We start from the raw sequence: 14638 nt of genomic DNA, 5'->3' as shown, positions 1-14638 counted from the left end.
GGGTGTGGAAGCGCAGTAATGCGCGTAGCTAACCAGTACTAATTGCCCGTGCGGCTTGATCCTATAACCTTGTAGGTTAGCGTTCAAGTACCGTTCAAATAAATCATGAAAAGTCGCCACCGTGTGTAGTCCGGTGACGCACCATCGCGGCTCGTACGCCGCGTTAAAAACACCTTAATTACGTTATGCTGCATGCGTTAAAGGCCCGCCCCAACCGGCGCGCCCCAAGACCCTACAGCCGTCGTGCTTCTTTCCAAGATTGGCCAAGCCCGTGCCCTGCACGTGCCTGGCACCCGGTTACGCTTGACGACCATAGCAAGGTGGTCCCACTCCTTCCCATCCCGAACAGGACAGTGAAACGCCTTTGCGCCGATGATAGTGGACTTTCGTCTGTGAAAGTAGGTCATCGTCAGGCTTTTATTCCCAAAAACCCCCTCCCGTGATCGGGCGGGGGTTTTTGCTATGGAAAACTAAACGGCACCGCAACACCGCAACACAGCAATACCGCAACACCGCAACACAGCAATACCGCTACACCGCAACACAGCAATACCGCAACACAGCAACACAGCAATACCGCAACACAGCAACACAGCAATACCGCTACACCGCAACGCCGCAACACCGCATCACATCCCTACGGCATCACATCCCCACTGCATCACAGCACGCCAGCACCACAGCACAATATCCCCGCAGGTCATCCGTACTTCCTCTATCTATGCCCACTCTGATCCTGTGTAAAGCCCAGCCTCCGTGGCGGCTAGGTATGCGTCACCACGGCACCAGAGGACAGAGCACGACGCCTTGTGTGGGACGCGTTGTCCTGGCAAGCTAGGTAGAGCTAAATGCCTGATCTAAACGGCCTGAGCTTAAAAATTCAGATACTCTGCGCGCCGCTGGATAAACTCAGCGCAACGCGCCAGCATCAGAACGCCTGCCACAATCGCCGCACCGCAACCGTCGTTTGCAAACACTCTCTGCAAACAGAACTCGCGAACACCGCACCATCTGCCTCGCACCGCCTCCGCACCCGAACTCCGAAGCAATGTAACGCCCAGCCTCCGTGGAGGCTCGACACCCGTCATTTCGACATTCCCAGTCTGCTCTTGCGCCGACATCTTCACACTGCTCGGCAGTATCTTTTGTAGTACTTAGTACGTGAACGTTATTCCCCGTAAAACAGCAAGGACGGCGCAAACGGAAATGCTCGGGCTACTCGAAACTAGTCACTCCGAATGTTCCATTGCTAAGTGTTTGATTGATCTCAAGTCGCGCTATTGCGTGCGTGCCATAATCACGGCAGTTTCCCCTTCATGTCGCAGTGCTACTGGCAGATATTCATGATGGCTTTTTCAGGCTCAGCATTTCGGAGCAGGCAATCGACGGTTTTCCGTCTGATTGTGAGCTTGGTGTTGCTCGTATGCCTGGTGGCCAATGGAGGGATTGCGCATGGTTATATGCCGGGTGGACAAACTGGCGATGCTTACATCACTCTTTGCTCGGCAAAAGGGGATCTCAAGCTGGCCGTTCTCGGGCTTGCTGATGAGCAGTTGTCTGAGGATGGTCATGGGTGGCAGTCAAACCATGACATGAACTCTTTGGTCTGCCCGTTCGCTGTGTTGTCGCATGCTGGGGCATTGTTCGATGCGCCTCCAGCTGTAGCGATGCCTGGTTGCTTTGTGTGGCAGTGCCTAGTTTGGCAGCGATCAGAACTTATTCACCCGCTATTTGTCGTGGGTATTCCTATAGGGCCGCGAGCTCCCCCAATTTTCTGACTCTTATTCTTCACACCGCACGGCAGTGGGCGTACTTCCTTTTTTTTGTGAAGCGACGCAGCAATGTTTTCACGCTTGTGCGTGCGCAGTAGTTGGTCAGTTCTAGTTGAGGAGAGTCAGAATGTCGAAACATCTCGTGGTGGTGCGGTTGTTTCTTTATAAAGCTATTGCTGTCCTGGTGCTCAAAGTTTGTGCATCGGCTGCTTTTGTGCGGGCATTGAAAAACAGGTTCTATTTTGTCTTGATGAGGTCAGCCGCAAACCCCGCTGGCGTGAACACGTTTGTGCGGCGGAGGGCTGAGCCATGTTTTTAACTAAGATCGCTCCGGATGGCCTATCAGACAGCCGCTCCCGAGCTATTCATTCAAAATGTATTGCTCGCGGAGAGAATGTTTTTCGTGAGGGCGAGAGGGGTACCGCGTGGCTTATTACGCAAGGGGCTACTCGGCTTGATCATCGAGCAAAGAAAGGTTGTGACGGCTGGACGAGCCTGGCGGTGGCGGGTGATGTTATCGGTGCTGGTGTATTGCTGTCGCGTGATTACGATCATACTGCGACTGCGCTTATCTCGTGTGTGGTGAGGCCCTGGCTTCCTTCTGAAGTTGAAGAAGGCAAAGCGGCTTGGCTTCAGACGCTTGTGAGGGCAGATCATCGAGTTAGCGAGGCCGTGCTGCTAAGGAGCGGTACCGCGCAGCAAAGAGTGCATCGGTTTCTGGTCTTGCTAGGGAACATACCGCTTGAACTGCCCACTTTACAGGACACGGCAGACATCACGGGCCTGACCAAGGAAACCGTATCACGAACCCTTAGTGCTATGGCACAGAGCGGTGTTATCGGGTTGACGGGTAAACAGCGGGCACAATTTGTAGTCAGTATCGCTTGATGGGGTGTCTTGCGATACGGGAAACGAAGATTGGTGTTGCGCTGATGTAATACTGGCTCCGTAGGCGGGCCAGTATTACGGTGCCGACGACGGCGTTTTGTTGACGCGTAATCTGCCTTGCGGACAGCGGTCTTGAGCCATCGCCGTCAATCAGACTTTAACGGCCGCCATGATCGATAGACTGCTGCGCCAAGCGCACATTGTTCAGATCGCCGGAGAAAGTTACCGGCTTAAAGATAGACGCAAAGCCGGCCAGGTGAAGGCAAAAGATTAAGAAAATTGGAGGCCCAGGTGGGTCAGTTTTACTCTGGCCGAAAAGTAGGAAAGTGGGTCAGTTTTCAACCGGCGTTGACATTTATGCTGTGATTTCCATATGCGGCCTGACCTCTGAAGGGCTCAAAGCCTCCAAGTGGCACCAATTTAACTGACGGTGAGAGGTTGAGGTACGGCTGCGGTATGAGCGGTACCTATGCGGTTGTACCGACTGATCAGCGATATTTAACACGCAGCCCAGATAGTTGAGGCAGGACAAACGTGGGCAGCAGTAATTCATTGAAGCGATTGACGAACGACCCACTGCTGCGGGGTATTATGTTGAGGGTTGTCTGTGTGACCAGTCTATTTTTTATATTTGGTTTATTTGCCTTCTGTTAATTGCTTGTCTCGGCATTGAAGTAATGCCGGGCGATTTTACACTTGCCTAATGAAAGAGAAAAAGAGCGAAAGCAATGTCAAGACGGCATTGCGAGTTATTGAGATTATTGAAGTTTTTGCCCGGGAAACCAAACCGCTGGCTTTGTCAGAGTTGGCCAGGCATCTTAATGCGCCTGTTTCCAGTTGTCTTGCCTTGCTGCGCACGCTGGTCAGCTTGGGGTATCTGTATGAAACGTCAAGGCGCCAGGGGTATTATCCGACTGGCCGGTTGCTGGCGATGGCACAACGCATTTCTAGCGCAGATCCGATACTCGAGAAGGTACAGCCGAGTCTGGAGGAGTTACGTCAAACGACATCTGAAACTATTGTGCTTAGCAAGCTAAACAGAACGATGGATGTGGTGTACCTTGATGTGCTGCCTTCTTCCAACCCTATCAGTTATATGGCAGTGCCGGGTGAGAAGAAAGGCATTCATGCTAACTCGATGGGCAAGGCTTTGCTGTCTGCATTGTCTGCCGAGGAGCGGCAACGTGTGTTGGCGTCGCTGTCTTTAACGCGCTACAGTGATCGAACACTGGTCACCGTGGAAGCCATCGAGGAGGACATAAAATTGTCGCTCGCTCGAGGCTGGTTCGCAAATTTGGGCGAGTCTATCCCTGATGTGGGAGCCGTTGCCTGGCCGCTTCGCTTGTCTGACATTGACTACGCGATTGCAATTACTGGGCCGCTATATCGCATTGAAAACCACGTCGAAGAGCATGCCCGCAAGCTGCGGGTAGCATGTCGGTTTATTGAAAACAGTATGTAGCCTGCTGTACAGCTAACAGTTATAACTACTCAGATTTTTGTGCGGGTAATGCGGTGAGTAGCTTCCCGGTTTCGAACATGGGTAGCCCCATTACACCGGTATAGCTGCCTGTGATCGACTCTACGAACATACCTGCTAGGCCCTGGATGCCGTAGGCGCCGGCCTTGCCCATAGGTTCGCCACTGCTGCAATAGTGTCTGATCTCTTCGTCGGTAAGGGGCTTGAATCGAACAGTGGTTATTGATACGTCTTCATACAGATGGCCATTGTGCATGAGCGCGAGGGCGGTATGTACGGCATGTGTGCGGCCAGATAGACGCCCCAGCATGTCACGGGCGTGCTGCTCGGTCGCGGGTTTTCCCAAGATATCATCGTCAAGTATGACGGTAGTGTCGGCGCAGAGAATGGGTCGCTGAGCGTGGGTGGCGTTTGTGTTGTGCTGTTCGGCGAGCCAGGCGGCAGCGTGTAATGCTTTGTCTCGCGCTGTGCGACAGACATAAACAGCTGGGGCTTCACCCGGCAGTCTGGGTTCATCTTCGCCGTCAGGCGCTGGCACGCGCAAGACTTCGTGCGGCACACCCATAAGCGCGAGGATTTCATGGCGACGAGGGCTGGCTGAAGCGAGGTAAATCGGCAGGAAATTCATAAGACAATAGTTTGTTACTGGACAGTGAGATGTACGGCAGTGAGTAGCTGTGCGGCTTTCTGCTGTGTGTTGCGGTGAATGTCGTAGTGTAATGCGTGACGCTTGGTTTAGGAGGGGGTACAGGGTAATGCGTTACGGAACAATAAGGTTCCAAACAGTGGGCTGCCAGGATTGTGCATTGCGATGTGATGTGATGTACGGGTATGGAGTGATGTGTACGGTGTGATGGGTACGGAAAGATGGGTACGGAAAGATGGGTACGGAGTGACCGGTATCGAGTAATAGGTATCGAGTAATAGGTATCGAGTGATAGGTATCGAGTGATAGGGCGGGGCGTTACCGCTCTACGAGGTATGTGGCGATGTGTTACAGAGTGATGGCGGGCAGTGAACGAGGCAATAGGGTAATAATTTTTGCTGTAATGATATAGGGCACAATCAAATACGGGATGATGAGATACTGTTTGGCTAGCTACCCTGAGACGGGATAGGGAAGCGTCGGATACTTCGGCGTGGCATATAAACGCGTGCAGCTGCGCAAGGTTATCAAAACGCGCGGCCGGTTTCCTACCGATGAATTGGCCACCAAGCTGCTCTGGCTGGCTATCAGAAACATCACCGTCAAATGGGGAGTGCAGCTACACATCACTGCACTGCCGTCATGCAGCAGATTGCTATGCTATACGAGGAGCGATTCAATCAGCCCTGTTGCTATCGGAACCCAGAGTCAGTGGGAAATTAGGCAGATCAATGATTTATCTGAACTGCCTTGCCCAAAAAAATACGGATACTCTCAAAAATTCTGACACTCGCAATTTTGGTGTTCAGGCAGCTTAGTTAAAACATACAGGCCTGGCGAGAGACCGATCCAGCTGGACTGGCTTAGTGTGAGGTGTCGCGATCACGTCATACCAAGCCGTCTCATGAGCACGCTTTGAGCGGGCTACTTTACCTTGAGGATTTTCATACCGTTGGTGCCGCCGCTGTTGGAATAGAAGTCGCCCTTGGTCAGGATGATCCAATCACCTTTGTGGAGCAAGCCTCGTTCTTTCAGCTTGTCGATGGCCTGGTCGCTGACTTTGGCAGGGTCTATTTTTGCCGCGTCGAAGGGTACGGTATAAACGCCTCTGAAGAGGGCGGCGCGCCGTTGGGTGGCTGGGTGCCGCGTATAGCAGTAAATAGGCACACCCGATCGGATACGCGACATGATCAAGGGCGTGTGGCCACTTTCGGTCAGGCTGATAATGGCTTTGATGCCGGGAAAGTGGTTGGCCGCGTACATGGCGGACAGGGCAATGGTTTCGTCGCAGCGCGAAAAAGTTTCCCCCAGGCGGTGTTGTGACTGAGTGGTGGTGGGTTCTTGCTCCGCGCCCAGGCACACGCGAGCCATGGCGGTTACCGCTTCTACCGGGTACTGTCCTGAGGCACTCTCGGCCGACAGCATGACGGCGTCGGTATAGTCGAGCACTGCATTGGCAACATCAGAGACTTCAGCGCGAGTGGGTAGCGGGCTGGAAATCATCGACTCCATCATTTGTGTTGCAGTGATGACCAGTTTATTGAGTGTGCGCGCGTGTTGGATGATGCGTTTTTGTATGCCTACCAAACGGGCATCTCCAACCTCGACCCCGAGATCGCCTCGGGCCACCATGACGCCGTCACTGACCTTGATGATGGCATCGAGTGCGTGATCATCTGCCACAGCTTCAGCGCGCTCGATTTTGGCGATAATCCAGGCTTTGCTGCCTGCTTCTTGCACCAGTTTGCGCGCCTCTTGAATGTCACTGCCATAGCGCGGAAAAGAAACGGCAACGTAGTCCACTTCGATCTCAGCGGCGAGCCGAATGTCGTCGCGATCTTTGTCGGTGAGGCTAGGGGCCGAGATGCCGCCGCCACGTCGGTTAATGCCTTTATTGTTGGAGAGTGGGCCGCCAACGGTAACGGTGGTGTGTACAGCGTGTTCTTCAACGCTGTCGACGGTGAGAACTACTCGGCCATCGTCAAGCAAGAGTTCATCGCCAGGATGGCAGTCTTGCACCAGACTGGGGTAATCAATGCCGACGATTTTGTCGGTGCCGGCCTCGCTAGGGTGCTGGTTGGACAGGGTAAAAGGTTGGCCTTCTTTGAGCTCAACCTTTTGTGAGGTGAAGCGTGCAATGCGAATTTTTGGGCCCTGGAGGTCACCCATAATAGCGATGTACTTGCCGTGTTTTTCAGCGATCTCACGTACCAGCTTTGCCCGTTCGCGGTGATCGTCTGCGGAGCCATGCGAGAAATTGAGGCGGGCAACATCCAGCCCGGCAACAATGAGTTGCTCGATTTTTTCAGGGCTGGAACTGGCAGGGCCAAGCGTGGCGACGATTTTTGTGCGGCGGACAATCATTGGGCAGTTTCCGGGAAGAAAAAGCGCGATCAGGCGCGGTGGTAAGGGTGCCCCGTCATAATAGCCCATGCCCGATAGAGCTGTTCGGCAAGCACAATGCGTACCATGGGGTGGGGTAATGTCAGGGAAGAAAGCCGTAATCGGGTTTGGCAGCTTTGCTTGAGTGTGGCGTCAAGCCCATCAGGGCCGCCGATGAAAAAGACGACGTCCTGGCCTGAGCCCCGCCATGTCTGGAGTTCGTGCGACAGTTCGACCGTATCGATATCTTTGCCGTGTTCGTCCAGCGCGATGCGTAGTGCGCCGGAGGGGGTAGCTGCTTCAATACGTCGTGCTTCGGCCTGCATCATTTGAGTGGCTGTTTTGCCGGAGGTGCGGGGTTCGGGCTTGATTTCTTTAAGCTCAAGCATACAATCTTGCGGCAGCCGCTTGGCATAGTCTTTCCAGCCGGTTTCAACCCAGCTGGGCATGCGGGTTCCGACAGCAATAATGATTAGTTTCACTGGGCGTCTTCATCCGAATTGAGATGCTTATGCCGTGCAGCCTTCAGGTGCGGCGGAACAGACTGTGTGCCAGACGGGGCCGTTTTTTTATTGGATACTGTTGCCCGTTGACGACGGCAGAAAGCAGCTAGTTGTTGTCAAAATCATAGGTTTCGGTGATAACCGGCTGGGTCGACTGTGGCAGCAGTTTGACCCGCACAGGTTTGCCGCCCCAAATTTCTTCAAGCTTGTAATAGTTGCGCACCATAGGCTGCATGACGTGCACGACGATGTCGCCAAGATCAACAAGTACCCATTCGCCCGTTTCTTCACCTTCAAAGGCAATAACGGGGATTTTGTGCTTGCGGGCTTGGTCTGCCACGTTTTTGGCTATGGATCGAGTTTGCCGGTTAGACATGCCTGTGGCAATGACAACGCGGTCGAATAGGCCAGTAATATGGGTGGTGTTGAAGATTTGTATGTCATGTGCTTTGACATCTTCAAGGGCGTCAATAACGAGACGTTGCAATTTTTGTATTTCCATGTATGGACTATAACGCGTACGTTAGGCGACAGGAGGCTGGTACAGCCCATTTTGCTGAATATATTGCGCGACTGCAACACTGAGCAGGCGATCGGTGGGCTGGCCTGCGGCCAGGCGCTTGCGAATTTGGGTGGATGAAATAGGCGTGGGTTGGAACGGCAGCGTGATCAACGGACGGTTTTGGCGCGCGAGATGGTCACCAAGCGGCGGTGGTACGGTCAGTGTTGTGCCAGGGCGCAGTGCCACGGCCAGACGTGCGAGATCTGTTATTTCTTGCCAATGGTGCCATGTGCAAAAGTTGGCTAGTTGGTCGGCTCCGAGTATCCAATAGTAATCTGGCCCGGTAGGCAGTTGGCAAAGCGTGTCGAAGGTATAGGTTTTGCCTCCACGATTGATTTCAATCGGGTTGACGCGCAAGTGAGGTTGCTCGCGTACGGCCAGCTCAAGCATTGCCACGCGGTGCTGTGCGCCAGCAGCCAGTGGTTCGCGCTGCCATGGATCGGCGGCTGGTATAAGCTGTACTTCATTGAGTTTGAGTTCTTGCAAGGCGCAGAGGGCCAAGGCCACGTGAGCCAGATGCACTGGATCAAAGCTGCCGCCGAGTAACCCGATTTTCATTTAGTGCCTCTGGTGCGCATGGGTGAACAGCCTAAAACCTTTTGTGTCACAGCGAAGGCGAATGGTTGAAGCGTTGCCAGAACGCCGCCTGGTCTCATAACCAACTGCGCGGCTGCAGATACTGGGCCAGTGCGGCTTCGGGTGTGCCTTCTTTTGGGGACCAGTTATAACGCCAGGTTGCCATGGGCGGCATGGACAGCAGTATGGATTCTGTGCGCCCGCCGGACTGCAGGCCGAACAGGGTGCCCCGGTCGAAGACAAGGTTGAATTCTACGTAGCGGCCGCGGCGGTAGGCTTGGAAGTTACGTTGGTGTTCGGTGTATTCGAGGTTACGTCGCTTTTCGACGATGGGCATGTAGGCCTGTAAAAAGGAGTCACCTACGGACTGCACCATGGCAAAGCTGGAGTGAAAGCCTTCCGCGTTCAGATCGTCAAAGAACAGTCCCCCAATACCGCGGGTCTCGTTGCGGTGCTTTAAAAAGAAGTACTCATCACACCATTTTTTGTATGCCGGGTATTTGTCTTCGCCAAATGGGCTGACGGCGTCGTGGCAAACGCGATGGAAATGGCGTACATCTTCTTCAAAAGGGTAAAAAGGGGTGAGGTCGAGGCCCCCACCGAACCAGAACACTTCGTCATCTTGATCGTTGCCTGGCGCGGCGTGCGCGACGAACAGGCGTACGTTCATGTGGACGGTTGGTATGTAGGGGTTGCGCGGGTGGATTACCAGCGATACGCCCATGGCCTCCCAAGGACGGCCGGCAAGCTCACGACGATGGGCTGATGCAGAAGGGGGCAGCGTTTTGCCTTTGACGTGACTGAACAGAACAGCCGCTCGCTCGAACAGTGGCCCACCCTCGAGATAGCGCGAGATGCCGCCACCACCTTCTTCACGATCCCATTGCTCGCTTTCGAAACGCGTGCCATCTGCATCTTCCAACGCCTGGACTATACGGGCCTGCAGATCGAGAAAGTAGTCATAGGCGGAGGAAATGGGGATGGTCATTGGCAGTTGATCCTTTTTGGGAGGAGTTCAGTTTTATTCGGAAGGCGATGGCAGAGCCCGCCAGCCGATGTCGCTGCGATATTGCTTGCCTTCAAAGCGTACTTGTGAGGCGGCAGCATAGGCGGCAGCCTGAGCCCGCTTGATGGAGTCTGCGAGTACCGTTACACACAGCACTCGGCCCCCGGAGGTTTTGAGGATATCGCCGTCGAGCCGTGTGCCCGCATGAAACACCATAAGCTCGTCGGTGTTTTCAGGAAGGTGCTCTATGACATCATCAAGGCGCGGGGTGGCGGGGTAGTTGGCAGCTGCCATGACCACGCCCATGGCACAGCGGCGGTCCCAGTCGATGTTGGCTTCGTCAAGCTTGCCGGCAATCGCCTGCTCAAAAACCTGAGTGAGATCGCTTTTAATGCGCATCATAATGGGCTGTGTTTCGGGATCACCCATGCGACAGTTGTATTCGAGTACCTTGATGGTGCGGGTGGCGTCAGGGCCGTCGCCTATCATGAGCCCGGCGTAGAGAAAGCCTGAGTATGGCAGCCCATCTTTGGCCATGCCGGCCATGGTGGGGTGTATGACTTCGCGCATGATGCGGTTGTGCAGGGCAGGCGTAATGACGGGGGCCGGCGAGTAGGCGCCCATGCCGCCTGTATTGGGACCCAGGTCGCCATCAAGAAGACGTTTGTGATCTTGGCTGGTGGCCAGGGGCAGTACATGGTTGCCGTCGCACATGACGATGAAGCTGGCTTCTTCGCCCAGCAGGCACTCTTCGATGACTACACGGGCCCCTGCGTCGCCCAGAGAGCCATCACCAAGCATGGCGTCAATGGCTGAGTGTGCCTCGTCGACAGAGGTGGCTACAACGACACCTTTGCCTGCAGCTAACCCGTCAGCCTTTACGACAATGGGTGCACCCTGTGAGGTTATATAGGCTTTGGCCTGTGCAGGATCGGTGAATGTCTGGTAGCGCGCTGTGGGGATAGTGTGACGAACCATGAAAGCCTTGGCGTAATCTTTTGAGCTTTCAAGTTGTGCTTCAGCCTGGGTGGGCCCGAATATTTTGAGACCCGCCGCGCGGAAGGCGTCAACTATGCCACCGGCAAGTGGTGCTTCTGGCCCTACCACGGTGAATGCGACGCTTTCGTCGCGTGCGAATTTAATCAGCGCATCGTTGTCGCTGATAGGCACATTTTGCAAGGGTGAAGCCAGTGCTGTACCACCGTTGCCAGGGGCTACGAAGACCTTGTGCACGCGTGGCGACTTAGCCAGGTGCCAGGCCAGGGCATGTTCGCGGCCCCCGCCGCCGATTACCAATATTTTCATGATTATTTAGTCTGCTTCGTCGAAAACGGCGGTTGTGTAGATTTCTTGAACGTCGTCGAGACCTTCAAGAACGTCGAGGATTTTTTGCATGGCCTCGGCATCTTCACCGGTAAGCTCGGTTTCGTTAAGTGGCTTCATGATGAGGCCATGTACTTCGGGCGCGAGCCCGGCCTGTTCAAAGGCAGTTTTTACGGCGGCGTAGTCAGTAGGTGCCGAGATAACCTCAATTAAGCCGTCTTCGTCGGTAAGGATATCTTCGGCGCCAGCCTCAAGTGCGATCTCCATGACACGGTCTTCAGACGTGCCAGGGGCAAAGAGAAACTGCCCGCAGTGCTGGAACATGAACGCAACAGAGCCATCTTGCCCCAGGTTGCCACCATTTTTGGAGAGTGCATGACGCACCTCGGCGACGGTACGGGTGCGATTGTCGGTGACGCAATCAATGATGATGGCAGCGCCGCCCACACCGTAACCTTCGTAGCGCACTTCTTCGTAGTTGGCTCCATCGGCACCGCCTGCGCCACGCAGAATTGCCCGTTGTATGTTGTCTTTGGGCATGTTGGCCGCAGTGGCTTTGTCCCAGGCCATGCGCAAACTAGGGTTGGAGTCAGGGTCGGGCCCGGCGGCGCGTGCCGCAACGGTTATTTCACGAATGATTTTTGTCCAGAGCTTGCCACGCTTAGCGTCTTGGCGACCTTTTCGGTGCTGGATGTTCGCCCATTTACTGTGTCCGGCCATAATCCTGTCTTGTAATCTAAACAACAGTTAAAGTGTCATTTTAACCCGTGCATGATAATAGGCACGGAATTACACTTGGCCATCCCTGGGAACTCTGTTTTAACCCCTGAAATTGTGGAATCTTTAACTATGGCTGATCCTGTCGTCATCGCAAAAAATGCCTCGCTTGAATGCTGTCTGCTGCCACGCCTTGCCAATAGGCATGGGTGTATTACTGGGGCCACCGGCACCGGTAAAACAGTTACGCTGCAAGTGTTGGCCGAGGCGTTCTCACGCATGGGCACCCCGGTATTCATGGCCGATGTCAAAGGCGACCTGACCGGTATTTCTCAGGCTGCCCAGCCCAACCCCAAACTCGAAGAGCGTCTCAAACGTCTGGATCTGCCCACGCCAGTATGGCGCGGCTGCCCGGTCGTACTTTGGGATGTGTTTGGCGAGCAGGGCCATCCTGTGCGTGCAACTGTGTCCGACATGGGGCCACTATTGCTATCGCGCATGCTGGAGCTTAACGACACGCAAGAGGGGGTGCTTACGCTGGTATTCAGGGTGGCAGATGACGAAGGCCAGCTCCTGCTCGACATGAAAGATTTGCGCGCCATGCTTCAAAATGTGGCTGACCGGGCCGCTGAACTGCGCACTCGCTATGGCAATGTATCGGCCGCGTCTGTCGGCGCCATACAGCGGCGCCTTCTGACGCTGGAGTCACAGGGCGGCGAAAGGTTCTTTGGCGAACCTATGCTCGATATTCATGACCTTATCCGTGTTAATGAAAAAGGGCAGGGTATGGTAAATATTCTGGCGGCTGACAAGCTCATGATGTCGCCACGCTTGTACGCTGTTTTCCTGCTTTGGTTATTGGCCGAACTCTATGAAATTTTGCCTGAAGTCGGTGATCCAGATAAGCCCAAGCTGGTGTTTTTCTTCGACGAGGCCCATCTGCTGTTTAACGATGCGCCAAAGGCCTTGCTCGAGAAAATAGAACAGGTGGTGAGGCTGGTGCGTTCCAAAGGGGTGGGTATATTTTTTGTTACGCAAAACCCTGTAGATATCCCTGATACCGTGCTGGGGCAACTGGGAAACCGTATTCAGCACGCTCTGCGTGCCTTCACGCCACGTGATCAAAAGGCAGTGCGCTCAACCGCGCAAACGATGCGGCCCAATGCAGGGCTTGATATTGAGGCCGCCATTACTGAGTTGGGTGTGGGAGAGGCTCTGGTGTCTCTGCTCGATGAAAAGGGCAGCCCATCGCCAACCGAAAGAGTATGGATGTTGGCACCAGGCAGCCGTATCGGCCCTGCAACTGATGCAGAACGCCAGGCTATAAGAGCGGCGTCGGTGGTGGGGGGCAGGTATGAACAGACTGTGGATCGCGAATCCGCATATGAGCGCCTGCAGCAGCGTGCCACAGACGCGTCACAACAGGCTCAGGCTGAAGCGACGGCTGCAGCTACGACGTCGGCTTCTGGTTCAGGCAAGGGTTCTGCAGGTAATGCTGCACCGCCTACGCAAGAAAATGGCGTGCTTGATGCGGTTAGTGACTTTCTTTTTGGTTCGGTTGGGCCGCGAGGCGGTCGCCGTGATGGCGTTATGCAGTCTGCCGTCAAGAGTGCCGTTCGAAGCACGACGACTAGCCTGTTAAGAGGCGTATTGGGGTCGCTAATTGGTGGAAAAAAGCGGCGTTAAACGGCCTGTGCCAAATTTATCTGCATCACGTTTAAACATTGCCAGGCTAAGGCCAAACCTGCATGATCGGTGGGGCTCATGTTGAATACGCCTTGCCATGCCGGCGCCAGGTGAAAAGCAATAACCCTGAGACGTGGGCTGTCGTGCGTATTATGGTCTGGTGCTCACATAGCCCTGACGGGGTAGCAGGGCCCTTGCCGGCATCGCCGTTTAGGTTATGCGGTGTGCGTCTTTTCGACTTGTCGCAGCCCCGACCAGATAATGGCGCCAATCATTAGCATCCCGCCGGCAATCATGCGCAGTGTCGGGTATTGGCCAAACAGTATGGCTGCAAACAGAATGGCATAAATCGGTTCGAGCGCGATGACAATGCCCGCACTGCGGGCGTTGAGTACAGATAGGCTGGCGACCATAAGGTAATGGGATAACGCCGTGCACATAATGCCCAGCATGGCTAGCCAGAGCCAATCAAGTGTGCCCAGTTGGGCGACAGTTGATACGGCAAAGGGTGCAGTGAGCACTAATACGAACAGGTTTTCCCAGCAAGCCACCTGTTGCGCTGGAATACCAGCTGCTGCGCGACGATTGATCAGGGCAAACAGCGCAAAGGCCAGCCCTGAAAGCAAGGCCCAGGCCAGGCCTATGGTGGCGTCGTCGCGAAAGTTGAACGAGGGGGTGACCAGTACCAGACCGGCGGTGACCAGCAATAGAATGAGCCACTCGTCTTTGCTGATTTTTTCTTTGAAGAACAGGCTTTCGCATAGCGTGATAAATGCCGGGAAGCTGGCGAAACCCAGAGTAGCCACCGCCACGCCCGCGATTTTTACAGCCATGAAAAACGTAACCCAGTGCACAGCCAGCATAAGCGCAGCCAGCGCCATAACCCGCATATCGCGTTGTTTTATGCCGTGCAGTGGCGAGGTACCCTGAAAGCGCATGAAGGCAACGAGCGCCAATACTGCAAAACCGGCTCGCCCCGCGGTAATGACCGAAGGATCACCCTGAATGAGTTTGCCAAAAATGCCAGTTAGGCCGAACAGAATCGCGGCAATATGGATGGACAGAAGCGCACGTTGACGGTTCATGCCGGAATTGGG

At 54.5% G+C, this 14638-nt stretch carries 13 protein-coding genes, 1 rRNA gene and 2 pseudogenes; 7 read left to right on the top strand and 9 right to left on the bottom strand.

The annotated features are described in order from the left end of the window. Positions 1–302: 302 nt before the first annotated feature. From rrf to FQ179_RS08960, 5 genes and pseudogenes are all read left to right on the top strand, one after another. Positions 303–415, top strand: a 5S ribosomal RNA gene (gene rrf / locus FQ179_RS08980). A 928-nt stretch (positions 416–1343) separates the two neighbouring features. Next, positions 1344–1778, top strand: coding sequence for a DUF2946 family protein (locus FQ179_RS08975; protein WP_188074541.1), 435 nt, complete (start codon positions 1344–1346; stop codon positions 1776–1778). 303 nt (positions 1779–2081) lie between these two features. Next, positions 2082–2660, top strand: coding sequence for a Crp/Fnr family transcriptional regulator (locus tag FQ179_RS08970; RefSeq protein ID WP_149396823.1), 579 nt, complete (start codon positions 2082–2084; stop codon positions 2658–2660). 94 nt (positions 2661–2754) lie between these two features. Next, positions 2755–2934 (top strand): annotated as a pseudogene (locus tag FQ179_RS22440) (ATP-binding protein); the annotation flags it as partial. 429 nt (positions 2935–3363) lie between these two features. Then, positions 3364–4122 carry an IclR family transcriptional regulator gene (locus tag FQ179_RS08960; RefSeq protein ID WP_149396822.1) on the top strand — a complete coding sequence of 253 codons (759 nt, stop codon included), beginning with the start codon at positions 3364–3366 and terminating at the stop codon, positions 4120–4122. A 25-nt stretch (positions 4123–4147) separates the two neighbouring features. On the opposite strand, the gene FQ179_RS08955 is transcribed toward FQ179_RS08960, so the two are convergent. Next, positions 4148–4768 (bottom strand): nucleoside triphosphate pyrophosphatase, encoded by a 621-nt coding sequence (locus tag FQ179_RS08955; RefSeq protein ID WP_149396821.1) that lies wholly within the window; start codon positions 4766–4768, stop codon positions 4148–4150. A gap of 529 nt (positions 4769–5297) precedes the next feature. On the opposite strand from FQ179_RS08955, the pseudogene FQ179_RS08950 reads away from it, so the two are divergent. Beyond that, positions 5298–5509: pseudogene (locus FQ179_RS08950) on the top strand (hypothetical protein); the annotation flags it as partial. A 201-nt stretch (positions 5510–5710) separates the two neighbouring features. On the opposite strand, the gene pyk reads toward FQ179_RS08950, so the two are convergent. The 7 genes from pyk to FQ179_RS08915 form a co-directional block, all read right to left on the bottom strand. Further along, complete coding sequence (gene pyk / locus FQ179_RS08945) at positions 5711–7150, bottom strand: pyruvate kinase (RefSeq protein WP_149396820.1); 1440 nt, start codon at positions 7148–7150, stop codon at positions 5711–5713. 29 nt (positions 7151–7179) lie between these two features. After that, the gene (gene rlmH, locus FQ179_RS08940) at positions 7180–7650 is read right to left on the bottom strand and encodes a 23S rRNA (pseudouridine(1915)-N(3))-methyltransferase RlmH (protein ID WP_149396819.1); all 471 of its coding nucleotides are present in this window, start codon (positions 7648–7650) and stop codon (positions 7180–7182) included. A gap of 127 nt (positions 7651–7777) precedes the next feature. Then, positions 7778–8173, bottom strand: coding sequence for a ribosome silencing factor (rsfS, locus tag FQ179_RS08935; protein ID WP_149396818.1), 396 nt, complete (start codon positions 8171–8173; stop codon positions 7778–7780). Positions 8174–8194: 21 nt separating this feature from the next. Continuing rightward, a complete protein-coding gene (gene nadD / locus FQ179_RS08930) occupies positions 8195–8791 on the bottom strand; it encodes a nicotinate (nicotinamide) nucleotide adenylyltransferase (protein WP_149396817.1) in 597 nt (198 codons plus the stop codon). 94 nt (positions 8792–8885) lie between these two features. Further along, positions 8886–9797 carry an oxygen-dependent coproporphyrinogen oxidase gene (gene hemF / locus FQ179_RS08925; protein WP_149396816.1) on the bottom strand — a complete coding sequence of 304 codons (912 nt, stop codon included), beginning with the start codon at positions 9795–9797 and terminating at the stop codon, positions 8886–8888. Between the two features lie 33 nt (positions 9798–9830). After that, the gene (gene purD, locus FQ179_RS08920; protein ID WP_149396815.1) at positions 9831–11120 is read right to left on the bottom strand and encodes a phosphoribosylamine--glycine ligase; all 1290 of its coding nucleotides are present in this window, start codon (positions 11118–11120) and stop codon (positions 9831–9833) included. Between the two features lie 6 nt (positions 11121–11126). Then, positions 11127–11858: a YebC/PmpR family DNA-binding transcriptional regulator gene (locus FQ179_RS08915; protein ID WP_149396814.1), complete on the bottom strand. Its 732-nt coding sequence runs from the start codon at positions 11856–11858 to the stop codon at positions 11127–11129. Positions 11859–11987: 129 nt separating this feature from the next. Here FQ179_RS08915 and FQ179_RS08910 point away from each other — a divergent pair, with 129 nt between their 5' ends. Then, positions 11988–13541, top strand: coding sequence for a helicase HerA-like C-terminal domain-containing protein (locus FQ179_RS08910; protein ID WP_149396813.1), 1554 nt, complete (start codon positions 11988–11990; stop codon positions 13539–13541). Positions 13542–13756: 215 nt separating this feature from the next. On the opposite strand, the gene FQ179_RS08905 is transcribed toward FQ179_RS08910, so the two are convergent. Beyond that, positions 13757–14626, bottom strand: coding sequence for a DMT family transporter (locus tag FQ179_RS08905; protein WP_149396812.1), 870 nt, complete (start codon positions 14624–14626; stop codon positions 13757–13759). Positions 14627–14638: the final 12 nt, after the last annotated feature.

This window comes from Pusillimonas sp. ANT_WB101 (genome assembly GCF_008369125.1).
Classification (GTDB): Bacteria; Pseudomonadota; Gammaproteobacteria; order Burkholderiales; family Burkholderiaceae_B; genus Allopusillimonas.
This window is presented reverse-complemented; position numbering and strand designations above follow the sequence as displayed.